The sequence below is a fragment of the Streptomyces sp. NPDC051173 genome (genome assembly GCF_040689515.1).
GTDB lineage: Bacteria > Actinomycetota > Actinomycetes > Streptomycetales > Streptomycetaceae > Streptomyces.
Genome location: NZ_JBFBBD010000090.1, coordinates 1 through 16,107, shown reverse-complemented (window position 1 = coordinate 16,107; position 16,107 = coordinate 1). Strand labels below are relative to the sequence as shown.

Below are 16,107 nucleotides of genomic sequence, written 5' to 3'. Positions count from 1 at the left end.
TGCGGCTGTCAAACTTGGTGGGAGTTGTTTGATCGGAATCTCAAATTCGATGGAACGGCCGTTTGGTAGGCCTGGTCAGGGCGGTGTGTGACGGGTGGGACGAATAGTCCGGACTAATTCCTGTGAACACAATTGCCGCCCGGAGATCGAACCTGTCTATTGACACCGTCTCTTACGGGCCAGAAGGATTGGCCAACTGCCGGGCCTGATGGTTTGCATGGGGCGACGGCAAAGAAAGAAACACCCAGGGGGAAACACAATGCAAAAATGGAGAAGGCGGCCCGGGGTTTTCCTGGCCTCCTCGGCCGTCATGGTGGTCACCGCCCTGCTGGGCGGCCTCGGACTTTCCGATTCGGCCGAAGCCACGAAGGCCCCGATACCCAAGCCGCCCGGCAGGGAAGGCAACCACCCGATCTCGCTCTCGTCGCAGAGCGCCGAGGACCTGGCCGCCTGGACCCGGTCCCGGCTGGCACTGGAGAAGCAGCGCAAGGCCCGCACCCTCGTCGTCCGCCCGGCCGTCCCGGCGGCCGGGAAGCCTGCGCCCTCCGCCCCGGTGAAGACCGCTTCCACGCGGGCCACCCAGGCGACGGCCACCCAGGCGCGGCCCGCAGTCTTCAAGCAGGCCACCGCCGCCTCCACCGCCTCCGCGCTCGTCCTCTACGACAACACCGGCCCGTACGGCCAGCTCGGCGAGCTCTACGCCATGGCCCTGTCCAACCTCGCCGGCCACTTCGGGACCGTGAACGCCAAGCCCGTCTCCTCCTACACCGCGGGCCTCGTCGAGCAGTACACCGCCACCTTCTACATCGGCTCGACCTACTACGGGGGCTCCGTCCCCGACGCCGTGCCCGCCGCCTTCTACCAGGACGCGCTGACCACCGGTCACCCCGTCACATGGATCGGCGACAACATCTGGAACATGGCGAACTCGGTCGGCGTCACGCAGTTCGAGCAGCACTACGGCTGGGACCCGACCAACTCCTACTTCGCGCCCAACGGCACCGTCGGGGACATCAACCAGGTCTCGTACAAGGGGCAGACGCTCACCCGCTCCATCCCGGCCGGACAGGACGGCGGCGTCCTCCACCCCGCCCTCCTCAGCGGCCCCGGCTATCCGCAGGTCAACCAGCTGGCCCAGGCCACGGACGCCAACTCCGGCACCACCAGCCCCTGGGCGATCCGCTCCGGCAACCTCACCTACGTCGGCGAGATCCCCTTCGCCTACGTCTCCGAGAGCGACCGCGTCGTCGCCATGGAGGACCTGCTCTTCGACTCGCTCGCCCCGGCGACCGCCGAGCGGCACCGGGCGTTCGTGCGCCTGGAGGACATCAGCCCCAAGTCGGACCCGACGCAGCTGCGGTCCATGGCCGACTACCTCTCCTCGCAGAACATCACGTACGGGATCAACGTCATCCCGACCTACACCGACCCCAAGGGCGTCTACAACAACGGGAAACCGGAGACGGTCACCCTCGCGCAGAGCCCCCAGGTCGTCTCGGCGCTCAAGTACATGCTCCAGCACGGCGCCGTGCTGATGGACCACGGCGACACCCACCAGTACAGCAACGTCAACAACCCCTACACCGGCGTCACCGGCGACGACTTCGAGTTCTTCAAGGCGCACGTCGACACGTCCAACAACGTCGTCTACGACGGGCCGCCGCCCGAGGACTCCACCGCCTGGGCGCAGAGCCGTGTCACCGCGGCCCTCGCCGGCTTCGCCGCCGCCGGGCTGCCCAGGCCGACGCTGTGGACCACCCCGCACTACGCCGCCTCGGCCGCGGACTACCGGGTGTTCGGGCAGAACTACTCGGCCCGGCTGGAGCGTTCGCTGTACTTCGCGGGAACACTGAGCGGCGGCGCGGTGGATTCCAGCCGCTACATCGGCCAGTTCTTCCCCTACTGGGTGAAGGACGTCTACGGTACGACCGTGCTCCCCGAGAACATCGGCAACTACGAGCCCCTGCCGTACAACAACCACCCGGCCAGGCTCCCCGCCGACCTCATCGCCTCCGCCAAGGCCAACCTCGCCGTGCGCGACGGTGTGGCGAGCTTCTTCTACCACCCCTACTACGCGCTGGACCCGCTGAAGCAGACGGTCGACGGCATCCGCGCCCTCGGTTACACCTTCGTCGGTCCCACGGAACTCGGCCAGTGAACGCGATGAAGAGGGCGGCCGCCGCACTGGCGGTCACGGCCGCCCTCTTCCTCGCGGGCTGCTCCTCCACCGGTTCCCCGGACGGCGGCCCGACCGGCGGCCCGACCGGCACCCGGCCCGACGACAGGAAGGTGAGCGGAATGCGGGGCATCACGCTCCCCTCGTGGAACACCGACGACTACGCCCGGCCCGAGGCGGGGCAGTTCCTCCGGCAGATCGCCTCCACCGGGGCCCGCTGGGTGACCTTCACCCCCACCTGGTACCAGGACGGTGTCACCGACCCCGGCATGCACACCACCGAGGAGACCGCGAGCGACAGCAGCCTCCGCCACATCATCGGCCTCGCCCACGCGAGCGGCCTCAAGGTCATGGTCAAGCCGCACGTCGACCTCCCGAACGACACCGACCGCGCCGAGATCCGGCCGAAGGACCCGGACGCCTGGTTCGGCGCGTACGGCAGTTTCATCACCCACTACGCGAAGCTCGCGGCGGACACGAAGTCCGAACAGCTGGCCGTCGGCACGGAGTTGGCCGGGACCTCGGGGGACGGCGCGCGCTGGAGCCGCGTCGTCGCGGCGGTCCGCAAGGTCTACGGGGGGCCGCTGACCTACGCCGCCAACTACGACGAGTATCGGAAGGTGGCCTTCTGGGGCGACCTCGACGTGATCGGCGTCGACGCGTACTGGCCGCTGGCGCAGAAGGCCACCACGGACGCGGCCGGGCTGCGGAAGGCGTGGCAGCCGATCGGTGACGAGCTGGCGGCGTTCTCCGCCCGGTGGCACCGGCAGATCCTCTTCACCGAGGCCGGCTACGTCAGCCAGCGCGGCACGACCACGGAGCCGTACTCCTGGACCGTCTCCAAGCGCTCCGGCGACGACGAACAGGCCGCGGCCTACGAGGCGTTGCTCGCCGCGTTCGAGGGCAAGCCGTGGTGGGCGGGCGTGTGCTGGTGGATGTGGGACGACTGGCCGGGCAGCGGGGAGACGGCGAAAAAGCTCGCGTACACCCCGCACGGCAAGCCGGCGGAGCGGGTGCTGCGGCAGTGGTGGGGGCAGCACTGAGCGTGGGCCGTGTGCGGGTGCGGGACGTCCACCTGCGCGGAATCGAGCCCGTCCGGCGTTCGAGGACGAATTCGAGGGCGAAGCAGGCCCGCATTCCGGGCGCCCGGAGATCCGCCGCACGCCGCAGGCGTCACGTATCGCAGTCCAGCACCGAGCCGCACAGCCCGCACCGGGCCCGCAGCCGGCCCTGCACCGGCACGCGCAGCCGCTGGTGGCAGGTGGGGCAGGGGAAGCTGACCCGCAGGGGGTCGTGGCCCTCGAACGCGTAGCCCCCGGCGGGGGAGCTGTGCGCGGAGCGCCGGTCGCGTGCGTAGCGGTGGCGGCCGAGCCGGCCCGCCGCGGCCAGCGGGGGGCGCTGTCCGTCGCGCCGGGCCCGCGCCACGCCCTTCACGTACGCGTCGTACGCCTGCGGGCTGGTGAACCACGGCGCGGGGTCCTCCCCGAAGGCCAGCGCCCGCTTGGCCAGGACGTAGCCGAACTCCTCGGGCGTGAGATAGCCGAGCTTCTGCGTGGAGACGGACGACTCGCGGTACGCGTCGAGCAGCAGCCAGCCCGAACCGAGGTACGCCGCCGCGGTGTCCGTGAGGATCTCGTTGTCCCGGGTGCCGGGGAAGCCGAGGTCGAGCCGGTGCAGATAGACGTGCATGACCTCGTGCGCGAGGGCCGCGCCGATGTCCTTGCGGTGCGTCTTGAAGCGGGAGTTGAGCTCGATGAAGTACTCCGGCCCGGCGGCGAGTTCGACGCTCCCGGCATGCCGCATCTCGCGGAAGCTCACGATCATCCGCGCGTCGGGCAGCCGGAGGTGCCGGACCATCGCCCCGGCGACCCGCTGGACGCCCAGGTAGGGGTTCTCGTCGTCGGAGAAGGCGACGTCCACGGGGAGCACGCTCGCCGCGAAGGAGTGCACGGTGTCGTAGGAGAGCCGTTTGTACAGCGCGGTGATCGCGGCGTGCACGGTGTCCAGGTGCGGAAACCCGTGCGCGATCTCGAGACCCGAGCCCACGCGACCACCCCCTAGGTCCGTCATGCGCTTTCCACTGTACGTGGGGGCAGGCCGGGCCGGGGCGGCGTTGCCCGGTGCGGGGGCCGGCCGTACGCCTGGCCGAAACGGAAGGCTTGTCGGCTGTTCGCCCGCTCCTCATAATCGCACCGCACCGCAAGGACTCATGTTCGAATATCGGATTGACATGAGCCTGCCATGAACGTGCTGTTCGTCGGTGCAACCCTCCACGAAGGGAAGTCCGTTGCGCACCTTCCTCAGAGCACTGAAGAGAACCGCGGCCGTCGTCGCGGTCACCGCCGCCGCGTTCACCCTCCAGCCCTTCACCGCCGCCCACGCCCAGGACCCGACCGCCCGACCCGGCCCCCACGTCGTCGGCGGCACCCCGGCCCAGCAAGGCGAATTCCCCTGGACGGTCCGCCTGTCCATGGGCTGCGGCGGCGCCCTCTACACCCCGCAGATCGTGCTCACCGCCGCCCACTGCGTCGACGGCAGCGGCCCCAACACCTCGATCACCGCGACCGCCGGGGCCGTCGACCTCCAGTCCTCCCAGGCCGTCACCGTCCACTCCACCCAGGTGCTGCAAGCCCCCGGCTACAACGGCACCGGCAAGGACTGGGCGCTCATCAAGCTCGCCGAGCCCATCGACCAGCCGCCCCTGAAGATCGCCGACACCACCGCGTACAACAACGGCACCTTCACCATCGTCGGCTGGGGCGCGGCCACCGAGGGCGGCCCCCAGGAGCGCTACCTCCTCAAGGCCACCGTCCCCTTCGTCGACGACGCCACCTGCCAGAAGGCGTACGGCGGCGCCTTCACCCCCGGCGACGAGATCTGCGCCGGCTACCTCCAGCAGGGCGGCGTGGACACCTGCCAGGGCGACTCCGGCGGCCCGATGTTCCGCCAGGACGACGCCGGCGCCTGGATCCAGGTCGGCATCGTCAGCTGGGGCCAGGGCTGCGCCCGCCCCGGCTACCCCGGCGTCTACAGCGAGGTGAGCACCTTCGCCGCGAACATCAAGAGCGCGGCGGCAAGCCTGGGCGGCTGACGCCGCCGGATCCGGGGTGTGGGTGCCCCCTGGAAACGGGTGCCTGGTTTCTGTCCTCAAGTGCCGGACGGGCTTGGGGGCGGGGGCCGGGGTCCCGCCGGGGCCGCGCCTGCGGCGGGCGTCCTCAAACGCCGGACGGGTTGAGTTGTCGCCCGGAACGGGCCGGCATGGCACTCACATCAGCCATATCAAGCCCGTCCGGCGTTTGAGGACACCGCCGCGCAGCGGTGGTGCGGCCGACACGACCCGCACCCGACCACAATTCCGCCCCCCGGCTCCGCCGATCCGCCGAATGGATCTCTCCGCTGCGCCGTCCGGTGGGTTGCGCGCCCCCGGACGGCGCAGTCCGGCACGCTGCCCGGTACGGCTTTCCGCGGCCCGTTCACGCGACCCCGGTATGACGTGAACGGGCCACCGTCATCCTTTCGGCCGATGCAGGAATGGTCGGACAGTCGACGTGTGGAGCCCATAAAGGTCCGTAACGTGAGAGCAGTGGCCCACCACAGGCCGCGCGCCGACCCGTCCGTACGAAAGGGACCTCCGTGTCCGCCAAGCACCGCATCGCCGCCGCCACCGTCCTCACCGCCGCCGTCGCCGCGGTGGTCTGGCCGACGGCCGGCGCCTTCGCAGCGGGTGCCGCGGACGGCAAGGACGGACACCCCGGCCGCCCCACCACCGTCCGCCAGATCCAGCTCCCGGACGGCAGCCGCGCCCGCCTCACCTCCGGCGAAGGCGGCACCAAGGCCACAGTCACCACCCACGGCAAGCAGCAGCGCACCATCGACACCACGCGCCCGGCCGCCGACATCGACCGGCTGCACCTGCGGATCATCGGCGGCGACACCGCCCGCCCCACCCTGCGCGCCGCCGTGGACGGCACCGAGGAGCCCAGCTACTACGACTTCACCTCCGGCTCCCTGGTGAAGGATGAGGTGAAGGAGCAGCCGAAGGACCACCAGCGCGGGACCAAGGCCGCGCCCGGCCACGCCACCCGGACCGGCCACGACGGCCGCTCCCAGCACGGCGACCCGCACACCCGCACCGCCACGCCGACGGCCGCCGCCGATCACCGCGGCAAGGTCCGCGCCGCGTCCAGCAACCCCGTCAAGCGCGTCGTCGAGGCCGGCGAGGCCATCAAGGGCCGGCACGACATCGGCACCCCCGCCATCGCCGGGGCGGCCCTGCTCGCCGCCGGCGGCGGCGCGTACGGCGTGCGGATCGCCCTGCGCCGCTCGGGCCGCACGGGGACGGACGCGTGAGCACAGCGGTTGCGGCACCCCGCCGCCCCCGCTGACATGGAAAGACTCGGACAGTACGACACCACCGGCACGGCAGGCACATGGCCGTGACGCGGTCGGCACGGAACAGGGCGAGGGACGGCGAGGGACACAGCATGGCTATCACCGTGGTCATCGCGGACGACCAGGAGATGGTCCGCACCGGCTTCCGGATGATCCTGGAGAGTCAGCCGGACATCGACGTCGTCGCCGACGTCGTGGACGGCGAGGCCGCCCTGGCGGCCGTCGAGGAACACCGCCCCGACGTCCTCCTCCTCGACATCCGCATGCCCAAGCTCGACGGCCTGGAGGTCACCCGCCGCCTGTCCGCGCTCTCCGCCGCCCACCCCGAGCGCGGCCAGCGCCCCCGCATCGTCATCGTCACCACCTTCGACCTCGACGAATACGTGCACACCGCGCTCCGCAACGGCGCCTCCGGCTTCCTCCTGAAGGACGCGAGCCCCGCCATGCTCGTCGAGGCCGTGCACGCCGCCGCTGTCGGCGACTCCCTCATCTCACCCGCCATCACCGTCCGCCTGCTGCGCGACATGGCCCCGGCGGGCACGGCGGGCGCCGCCCGCACCCCCTCCGAGCCGCTCACCGACCGCGAGGCCGACGTCGTCCGCTGCCTGGCCCGCGGCGCGACCAACGCGGAGATCGCCTCCGAACTCTTCGTCTCCCTGTCCACGGTCAAGACCCACCTGGCGAACGTGCAGCTCAAGCTCGACGCCCGCAACCGCGTCGAGATCGCCGCCTGGGCCTGGGAGAGCGGGCTGGCCACGGGCGGATCGTGAACAGACTGGCCGGGTGGGCCACCCGGCACCCCCGCAGGGCCGCCGTGGCCAAGGCCGCCCTCGGCGCCGTCCTGCTGTGCCTGGTCGGCTTCGAGGGCTTCGCCCTCGCCCGTCAGCCCAGCCAGCCGCACGCCATGGTCCTCGCCTCGGGCGTCGCCGTCTGCCTGTGCGCCGTCCCCTACAGCTGGATCCGGCTGCCCGTACGCGCCGCCGTCGCGGTCGCCGTCTCCCTGACCACCTCCGCCGTCCTCATGGCCACCGACCACCCCTCCGTCGTCTGGGGCATGGGCGAGGCCATCGCCCTGCTCGTCCTGCTGACCGGTGTCGTCCAGCAGGCCCCCGCCCGGGTCGCCGCCACCCTCGGCCCGCTGCTCGGCATCGCCTGCGTCGCCGCCCCCATACGCGATCTCGCCCCCGGCCGCTTCACCGCCGTCTTCGGCACTCTCACCGTGGTCGTCGCCGCCTACTCCCTGCTGCTGCGCAACCAGTCGGGCCAGCGCGTACGGGACATGGCGGCCGTACGCACCGCCGAGCGCCTCGAACTCGCCCGCGAGCTACACGACCTCGTCGCCCACCACGTCACCGGCATCGTCGTCCAGGCCCAGGCCGCCCGCTTCACCCACCTCGACGGGCCCGCCGCCGCGGCCGCGTTCGAACGGATCGAGACCTCGGCGAGCGAGTCGCTCCACGCCATGCGGCGCCTCGTCGGCGTCCTGCGCGAAGGCGACGCCCAGACCGAGCCCGTCGCGGGCCTGCCCGAGGTGCGCGCCCTCACCGAGGCCTTCGCCCGCACCGGCCCGCCCGTCGTCCTCTACGTCGAGAAGGGCCTGGAGGACTGGATCCCCGGCGACGTCGCCGCCGGCGTCCACCGCGTCGTCCGCGAGGCCCTCACCAACATCCGCAAACACGCCGCCGACGCCACCGCCGTACGGATCGGGGTACGCGGCGTCGCCGCCGGCGTCGAACTGCGCATCGCCGACGACGGCAAGAACGCGGCCGCCCTCAACGAACAGGCCAGGGGAGGCGGGTTCGGCCTCGTCGGCCTCAGCGAGCGGGCCAAGGCCATGGGCGGCCTCCTGCGCGCGGGCCCCGCGCCCGAGGGCGGCTGGGAGGTCACCGCGCTCTTCCCCGCACCCCGCCCCCCGCGCTGAGTCAGAACGTCACGACGGGCTGGCCGTAACACAGGCAGAACGGATGCCCCGCGGGATCCCTGAACACCCGGAACCCGCGCGTCCGGCCACCACTGTCGTGCAGGAACACCGCACCCAACGCCTCCACCGCACGCTGGGCCACCTCCACGTCCTCGACCGTGTCCACCACGAAGTCCAGGTGAAACTGCTGCGGATGCTCCGGATCCGGCCACCGCGGCGGCCGGTGGTCCGCCACCCGCTGGAAGGAGAACCGCCGCCCGTCCGGCGCGTACAGCTCCGCCCACTCTGGATCCTCCGCGTCCAGCCGCCCGCCGAGGATCCCCGCGTAGAACGTGCCCAGGACCACCGGGTCCGGACAGTCGATCACCGTGCTCAGAAGTTTCGCGATCATGAACGAATCCTGCCCGGCCACCGCCGTTGGTCCAACATCCGCCCGCCCTTTGTTCGCGGGCGTCAGCGGTGGGCGACAGCGAGCAAGTGGGAGCTCGCCGCCAGGAGGTCCGGATACGGTTCCGCCGCACGCGCGGCGGCGAGGGCCGCGTCGAACAGGGGCGAGCCGATGAGAGATTGCCCCGTGTGCTGCTCGGCGGCCTTGAGCAGTGACCACGTGGGGCCTTCGATCGCGTACACCGTGACGTCGTGGAACCCGGCAGCGCTCATCTCCTCGACGAGCTGGGGTCCGGTGTGGAAGTACGCGGCCGTGAATCCCTTGCGGCCCGGCTCGTGCACGCCCGTCGCGAGAATGTCGGTCACGGCGTCCCGCACGCTTTCGCGAGCCAGCCAGGTGGTGGCGGTGTGCTCGAAGAGGGATGCGTACCGGTTGATCGCGGCAGCCACGACGAGGCCGCCGGGCGCGGTGACCCGGCGCGCTTCGGTCAGCGCCTGATCGCGGTCTGCCCGGTCAAGGAGGTGGTACAGCGGGCCCAGCAGAAGCGTCACGTCGTACGAACCGTCCTTGGCGGCGAGACTGCGCGCGTCTCCGACCTGGGCCGTGCAACCGGTGTGCTTGGCCTGCTCGACGTGCCGTGCCACCGGATCGACGAGGTGGACCTGATAGCCGTCGTCCGTGAGCCATCGGGCGTGGGCACCGGGCCCGCCGCCCACGTCGAGGACGGTGGCCGGAGCGGCAGGGAGATGACGGCGGAGGAGTTCCTGGGTGCGGAGCATTTCCAACGTGCCGTCCGCCGTTGACGTCAGCCGGGTGGCTTCGTCGAAGGTATCGGTATAGAAGTCGATGATCTCCGGATCCACCTGAGGCGTCGTCATGACGGCGATGCTCTACCGTGACCGGTCCACCTGTCCAGAGATGCGGGAGTGTTCAGCCATGCCGATGCTGAAGTACGAACAGATCGCCGACTCCTTGCGACGCCGGATCACCGAAGGGGAATTCGGCCCGGGCGATCTGCTGCCGTCCGGTCGTGACCTGTGTGAGCAGTGGAGCGTGTCCCGGGCGACGGTCAACAAGGCGTTCGACGTATTGCGGGCCGACGGGGCGATCGTCGCTCACCAGGGCCTGGGCTTCCGCGTCACCGAGACGCCGCTGGCGCGCCCTGCCGGGGGACGCGGGATCGGCGCCACGCGGGTTTCCAACGGGCGACCGTTCCGCAGGATGGGCCAGCCGGTCAGGGAAGTGCCGCCCGCCCATGTCGCCGATGCACTGGGTCTTCGGCCTGGAGAAACGGCATTGCGGCGGGACCGGCTGGTGCTCCTTCCCGAAGGAGCACCCCTGTCGCTGGTCAGCGCGTGGTTTCCACCGGCTGTCGCCGACCAGTGCCCGAAGCTCGCTCAGGTGAAGCCGATCGCTGAAGGGACAACCCACTACATCACTCGCCAGACCGGGCGTTCCCCCGCTTGGGGCACGGATACGACCACGGTGCGATTGGCCGGCGCCGCGGAGGCCGAGGCGCTCGGGCGTTCACTTCCGCTCGCGGTGGCGGTGGACCTGCATGTGGCCCGCGACAGTGAAGGGAGCCCTCTGGTTTGTGAGGAAGGAGTGACTCCGTCCGGCTTGTGGGAGCGCACCGAGAACTACTCGATGGGATCAGCGAGTTGACGATGGACTTGACTGGACCGGTCTACCGGTCCAGTGTGATGGGTGTGGCGTAAGCCACACCCATCTTGTCGTTGGTAACGGCCTGTTGAGCTGCACTGCCCCGATCCGGGCGGCAGGACATCGCCGGAATCGACAGCCCCCGGCGTCGCCGCCACGGCCCGGGGTATGGCCCACGCTTATGAGGAGCGTCGACATGCGTGACTGCATCTCGCGGTGGTTCGCAAGGACGCGGGTGATTTTCGCGTCCCGGACTCCCCATCCGGCCTCTCGCACTCGCGACACCATCCCTGCGGAGCCGCCGCCCTCTGCGCCCGTCGAACCGCTGACGCATCCGGACAGCTCTTACCGCCCGCGCGAACCTCAAGGCGCCGCTTGCGGCGTCTATGTATGGGCCACTGCCCATGGCATCGACATCAAGCGCAGCTCACCCCTCCGCTCGTGCACCTGCTGCGCGCCGGACGTGGATCAAGTGGTGCCCGAGATCGGCGCGTTCGTCGTGGATGCCACGCGAGGGAAGGTCGGGCACGTCATGGGCCGCGACGGGCTCTGGCTTCGGCTGCGGCCGGTCGACGGCGGCGGGGAGTGGAAGGCGCACTCCGATGCCACTCGGACCGCCACCGATGCCGAACTGCCTCAGTGCGAAAGTGCGGGCGGCCAACTCCGTGGGCAGATGGGGGAAGTGAGCCCGGCGAAGGTGCGGGGCGCGGCGGCCGTCGGAGGTGACTGCGAGAACGAGACGGCCGGACAGTACGCCTGGATCACCGCCGCCGGCGAACCCGCACCCCGCGAGATCCACCGCACCCCGCTGCCCGCCGCCACCCACCCCACCACCCACGCCTATGAGTTCACCGCACCGGACCACGGCGAGGCATGGACCGGCCTGCGCAAGACCGGCGACGACGGCACGGCGGAGTTCGTCCTGGACGCCTTCACCGTCCACGACCTCGGCACCTGATCCCCCCCACGGGCCCGCCCCGCCGGTCATCACCGCCACCGGCCGGTGACCGGCGGGAACCGGGGCGGCCACACCACAAGCCCACCCCACCCCCTGGCAGGAAGGCCCCGCATCCACGAAGATCGGCCCCGGAGAACCCCGACCCGGAGGCCCAGCCGCATGTATCACACATGGATGAGGTACTTCACCCCCGGCCCGGTCCACCACCGGCTCGGACTCGCCTGCCTCGGCGTCGGCCTCCAGCACGGCGAACTCCCCACCGTCGGCCCCCGCACCCTCGACCACCACGTCGCCGTCGTCATCACCGCCGGCACCGGCTGGCTCCGCACCCCCGACGGCCGCACCCGCACCGTCACCGCCCCCGCCCTCATCTGGCTCACCCCCGGCACACCCCACCACTACGGCGCCGACCCCGGCACCGGCTGGGACGAGAGCTTCGTCGACTTCACCGGCCCCGCCGTCGCCGCCTACACCGAACTCGGCTACATCGAACCCCACCGCCCCCTCGTCCCCCTCACCGAAACCGCCGGCGCCCGCGCCGCCGTCAACCGCATCGCCCGCGCCGCCCGCCGCGGCAACCCCCACCTCGAAGTCGAGACCTCCGCCGCCGTCCACGAACTCCTCATCGCCCTCCGCCGCGCCCGCGCCGACACCCCGCCCGGCACCGACCCCGTCCTCGCGGCCCTCGCCCGCGACGCCTTCCTCCCGCTCTCCGTCGCCCAGCACGCCGCACGCCACGGCATGACCCCCACCGAACTGCGCACCGCCGTCCGCCGCGGCGCCGGATGCAGCCCGAAGGACTACCTTCTGCACATCCGCCTCGGCCGCGCGAAGGAACTCCTCGCCGCCACCGAGCTGCCCATAGCGGCCGTCGCCCGCCGTGTCGGCTACGACGACCCCGCCTACTTCAGCCGCCTCTTCGCCCGCCGCGTCGGCACCGCACCCGTACGCTTCCGCCGCCGCCAGGGCCGCACCGTGCCCGGCGGCTGGAGCGACCGCATCCCCGATCCGGAACACCCACCGGTCATCGGACCCCGCACTTCCACATAGGCTCGGTGACCATGACCGACAGTGCCCCCGAGTCCGCCAGCACCGAGCTGAGCCGACTGCGCGACAGCATCGACAACATCGACGCCGCGGTGATCCACATGCTCGCCGAGCGCTTCAAATGCACCCAGCAGGTCGGCCACCTCAAGGCCGCCCACAAACTGCCCCCCGCCGACCCCGCCCGCGAGGCCCGCCAGATCGCACGCCTGCGAGAACTCGCGGAGAACGCGAAGCTGGATCCCGCGTTCGCGGAGAAGTTCCTGAACTTCATCATCGCGGAGGTCATCCGCCACCACGAGACGATCGCCCGCTCCTGATCGGGCCGCGCTGGGGGGCTCGTCGGCCGGCTCGCTGCCCCGGGCCCCCGGGCCGCTGCCCCCGGACCCCCAGGGTTCGCCGCCCCGGGCCCCGCGAGCCTTGCACGGGGCGCATAGCTCCACGCGCCTCTGACGGGGCTCGTCCCTGCGGGAACTGGGCCGGTCGCTCGCGCGCAAGGCGGACCCCGGGCTGCGCCCGGGGCTGCCGCTCGTGTTCGTCTGCCGGCCCGGTGGGGGCTGGTCGCGCAGTTCCCCGCGCCCCTGGCGGGGCGCGCCTGACTTTCGGCTGCGGGCCGGTTGCCGCCCACGGCGGGAGCGTCCTCAATCGCCGGGCACGGGCTGAAATCGCGCACCCTGCCGCAGAATCAAGGCCACGGTCCGCGAAAACCAGCCCGTCCGGCGCTTGAGGACAACGCGGCGTAGCCCTGTTGCGGGGGCCGGGGCGAAGCCCGTGGGGGCCCGGGGGCGAAGCCCCGGAAGAACACCCCACAGCCACCCGAACCAGCCCGTCCGGCGCTTGAGGACAACGCGGCGTAGCCGCGTCACGGGGCCCGGGGCGAAGTCCCGGAACAGGCCAAGAACGAGATCATGGCCCCATGCCCGCACTGACACGTGAAGAAGCGCAGAACCGAGCCCGCCTCCTCGACGTCCACCGCTACGAGATCGACCTCGACCTCACCCGCGGCGACGACCTCTTCCGCTCCACCACCGTCATCCACTTCTCCGCCCGCACGGCAGGAGACACCTTCGTCGAGGTCAGGCCCGCCACCCTGCACCACGCCACCCTCGACGGACACCCCCTCGGCCCCGCCGCGCTCGACGACAACCGGCTCCTGCTCACCGGCCTCGCCCCCGGCCCCCACGAGCTGCGCGTCGAAGCCGACATGCGCTACTCCCGCACCGGCGAGGGCATGCACCGCTTCACCGACCCCGCCGACGGCGAGACCTACCTCTACACCCAGACCTTCCTCGACGACGTCCAGCGCGTCTTCGCCGCCTTCGACCAGCCCGACCTCAAGGCCGTCTTCGACGCCACCGTCACCGCACCACCCGCCTGGACCGTCCTCGGCAACGCCGTCGCCACCCGCACCGGCGACCCCGCCGAAGGCCGCTGGACACTCGCCACCACGCAGCCCCTGAGCACCTACTTCGTCGCCTTCGCCGCAGGCCCCTGGCACTCCGTGCGCACCGAACACGCCGGACTGCCCTTCGCCCTGCACTGCCGCCGCTCCCTGGCCGCCCACCTCGACGCCGACGCCGAGGAAATCCTCGACATCACCCGCCGCTGCTACGACCGCTTCCACGAGATCTTCGACGAGCCCTACCCCTTCGACTCCTACGACCAGGCGTTCGTCCCCGAATTCAACGCCGGCGCCATGGAGAACCCCGGCCTCGTCACCTTCCGCGACGAATACGTCTTCCGCTCCGCCGTCACCGACACCGAACGCCAGTCCCGCGGAGTGACCATCGCCCACGAGATGGCCCACATGTGGTTCGGCGACCTCGTCACCCTCCAGTGGTGGGACGACATCTGGCTCAACGAGTCCTTCGCCGAATACCTGGGCTACGAAGTCCTCGCCCGGGCCACCCGCTTCGACGGCGCCTGGACCGAATTCGCCTGCGGCCGCAAGAGCTGGGGCTACGACGCCGACCAGCGCTCCTCCACCCACCCCGTCGCCCCCGACGCCGACGCCGTCCACGACACCGCCTCCGCCCTCCTCAACTTCGACGGCATCTCCTACGCCAAGGGCGCCTCCGTCCTCCGCCAGCTCGTCGCCTGGCTCGGCGAGAAGACCTTCCTCGCCGGCCTCAACGACCACTTCACCCGCCACCGCTTCGGCAACGCCACCCTCGCCGACCTCATCGACTCCTTGGCCCGCCACACCGACCGCGACGTCCACACCTGGGCCGACACCTGGCTCCGCACCACCGGCGTCGACACCGTCACCCCCACCGTCACCCCCACCGGCACCACCCCGACCGGCACCACCGGCTGGCAGGTCACCCTCCACCACGACGGCACCCGCCCCCACCACCTCGCCCTCGGCCTCTACGACCACGCCCCCGACGACCCCCACACCCTCCTCCTCCGCGACCGCCCCACCCTCGACCTCCCCGCCCACGGCGACCACACCCTCGACCTCCCCGGCCCCCGCCCCGCCCTCCTCCTGCCCAACGACGGCGACCTCACCTACGCCAAGATCCGCCTCGACGCCACCTCCTGGGACACCGCCGTACGCTCCCTCTCCGGCCTCCCCGACCCCCTCGCCCGCGCCGTCGTCTGGAGCGCCGCCCGCGACATGGTCCGCGACGCCGAACTCACCCCCGCCGCCTACCTCGAAGCCGCCCGCGCCCACCTGCCCCACGAGACCGACACCGCCATCACCCGCAGCGTCCTCGCCTTCGCCCGCCAACAGATCACCGACCGCTACACCCACCCCACCGCCCGCCCCACCGCCCTCGCCACCCTCACCGACCTCTGCCACGACCTCCTCGACCGCACCCCCGGCCACGACACCCAGGGCCTGCGCCTCACCGCCGTACGCACCCTCATCGACAGCACCACCACCCCCGACACCCTCCACCACTGGCTCACCACCGGCACCGCACCCGGCGGCCTGGCCCTCGACCCCGAACTCCGCTGGCGCACCCTCGCCCGCCTCGCCGCCCTCGGCGCCACCACCCCCGCCGCCATCGACGCCGAACTCGCCCGCGACCCCAGCGCCACCGGCCAGGAAGGCGCCGCACGCTGCCACGCGGCACTCCCCGACCCCACGGCCAAACAAGCCGCCTGGGACGCCATGTACACCCGCGACGACCTCTCCAACTACCTCTTCACCGCCACCGCCCAGGGCTTCTGGCAGCCCGAACAGCTCGACCTCCTGCGCCCCTACCGCGACCGCTGGTTCCCCGCCGCCACCGCACTCGCCACCCGCCGCGGCGCCGCACTCGCCGACGCCGCCGGCCGCCACGGCTTCCCGCACCCCTTCGTCGACACCGAGACCCTCCGCCTCGGCGAGGAATGCCTGGCCACCACCGCCCCCACCCCCGCACTGCGCCGCAAGCTCACCGACCAGACCGCCGACCTCCGCCGCGCCCTGACCATCCGCGCCGCCCGCCCGTAACACGAAAACGCCGAGGCGCCCGTGACCCTCATCAGGGCTAAGGTGCGCGGGGCTTCCAGAGTCTCACCAAAAAGTTTGACGGTCAACACGATCACACCCCGTATCGGCGGGCGTCCCAGGG

General features: G+C 71.6%; 13 protein-coding genes and 1 pseudogene. 11 read left to right on the top strand and 3 right to left on the bottom strand.

Annotated elements, in window-relative coordinates:
* The first annotated feature begins 310 nt into the window (after positions 1–310).
* Positions 311–2,158: a polysaccharide deacetylase family protein gene (locus AB0435_RS30250; protein ID WP_366428416.1), complete on the top strand. Its 1,848-nt coding sequence runs from the start codon at positions 311–313 to the stop codon at positions 2,156–2,158.
* A gap of 5 nt (positions 2,159–2,163) precedes the next feature.
* A complete protein-coding gene (locus AB0435_RS30245) occupies positions 2,164–3,219 on the top strand; it encodes a hypothetical protein (protein WP_366007166.1) in 1,056 nt (351 codons plus the stop codon).
* A gap of 130 nt (positions 3,220–3,349) precedes the next feature.
* On the opposite strand, the gene AB0435_RS30240 is transcribed toward AB0435_RS30245, so the two are convergent.
* Positions 3,350–4,246 carry a hypothetical protein gene (locus tag AB0435_RS30240; RefSeq protein WP_366428415.1) on the bottom strand — a complete coding sequence of 299 codons (897 nt, stop codon included), beginning with the start codon at positions 4,244–4,246 and terminating at the stop codon, positions 3,350–3,352.
* A gap of 217 nt (positions 4,247–4,463) precedes the next feature.
* On the opposite strand from AB0435_RS30240, the gene AB0435_RS30235 reads away from it, so the two are divergent.
* The 4 genes from AB0435_RS30235 (at position 4,464) to AB0435_RS30220 (ending at position 8,489) form a co-directional block, all read left to right on the top strand.
* Positions 4,464–5,267, top strand: coding sequence for a serine protease (locus AB0435_RS30235; protein WP_366007153.1), 804 nt, complete (start codon positions 4,464–4,466; stop codon positions 5,265–5,267).
* 542 nt (positions 5,268–5,809) lie between these two features.
* Complete coding sequence (locus AB0435_RS30230; protein WP_366007154.1) at positions 5,810–6,526, top strand: hypothetical protein; 717 nt, start codon at positions 5,810–5,812, stop codon at positions 6,524–6,526.
* Positions 6,527–6,660: 134 nt separating this feature from the next.
* Positions 6,661–7,338, top strand: a complete 678-nt coding sequence (locus AB0435_RS30225) for a response regulator transcription factor (protein ID WP_366007155.1) — start codon at positions 6,661–6,663, stop codon at positions 7,336–7,338.
* A gap of 5 nt (positions 7,339–7,343) precedes the next feature.
* The gene (locus AB0435_RS30220; protein WP_366007167.1) at positions 7,344–8,489 is read left to right on the top strand and encodes a histidine kinase; all 1,146 of its coding nucleotides are present in this window, start codon (positions 7,344–7,346) and stop codon (positions 8,487–8,489) included.
* Position 8,490: 1 nt separating this feature from the next.
* Here the strand turns inward: AB0435_RS30220 and AB0435_RS30215 are convergent, their stop codons facing one another.
* Together AB0435_RS30215 and AB0435_RS30210 are read right to left on the bottom strand one after the other, a co-directional pair.
* Positions 8,491–8,880, bottom strand: coding sequence for a VOC family protein (locus tag AB0435_RS30215; RefSeq protein ID WP_366428414.1), 390 nt, complete (start codon positions 8,878–8,880; stop codon positions 8,491–8,493).
* 62 nt (positions 8,881–8,942) lie between these two features.
* Positions 8,943–9,755 carry a methyltransferase domain-containing protein gene (locus AB0435_RS30210; protein WP_366007157.1) on the bottom strand — a complete coding sequence of 271 codons (813 nt, stop codon included), beginning with the start codon at positions 9,753–9,755 and terminating at the stop codon, positions 8,943–8,945.
* 58 nt (positions 9,756–9,813) lie between these two features.
* Between AB0435_RS30210 and AB0435_RS30205 the strand changes: the two genes are divergently transcribed.
* From AB0435_RS30205 to pepN, 5 genes and pseudogenes are all read left to right on the top strand, one after another.
* The gene (locus AB0435_RS30205; protein ID WP_366428413.1) at positions 9,814–10,542 is read left to right on the top strand and encodes a GntR family transcriptional regulator; all 729 of its coding nucleotides are present in this window, start codon (positions 9,814–9,816) and stop codon (positions 10,540–10,542) included.
* A gap of 727 nt (positions 10,543–11,269) precedes the next feature.
* A pseudogene (locus AB0435_RS30200) lies at positions 11,270–11,497 on the top strand (hypothetical protein); the annotation flags it as partial.
* A gap of 159 nt (positions 11,498–11,656) precedes the next feature.
* Positions 11,657–12,547 (top strand): AraC family transcriptional regulator, encoded by an 891-nt coding sequence (locus AB0435_RS30195; RefSeq protein ID WP_366428412.1) that lies wholly within the window; start codon positions 11,657–11,659, stop codon positions 12,545–12,547.
* 11 nt (positions 12,548–12,558) lie between these two features.
* The gene (locus AB0435_RS30190) at positions 12,559–12,861 is read left to right on the top strand and encodes a chorismate mutase (RefSeq protein WP_366007163.1); all 303 of its coding nucleotides are present in this window, start codon (positions 12,559–12,561) and stop codon (positions 12,859–12,861) included.
* Between the two features lie 596 nt (positions 12,862–13,457).
* Positions 13,458–15,986, top strand: coding sequence for an aminopeptidase N (gene pepN, locus AB0435_RS30185; protein ID WP_366007164.1), 2,529 nt, complete (start codon positions 13,458–13,460; stop codon positions 15,984–15,986).
* Positions 15,987–16,107: the final 121 nt, after the last annotated feature.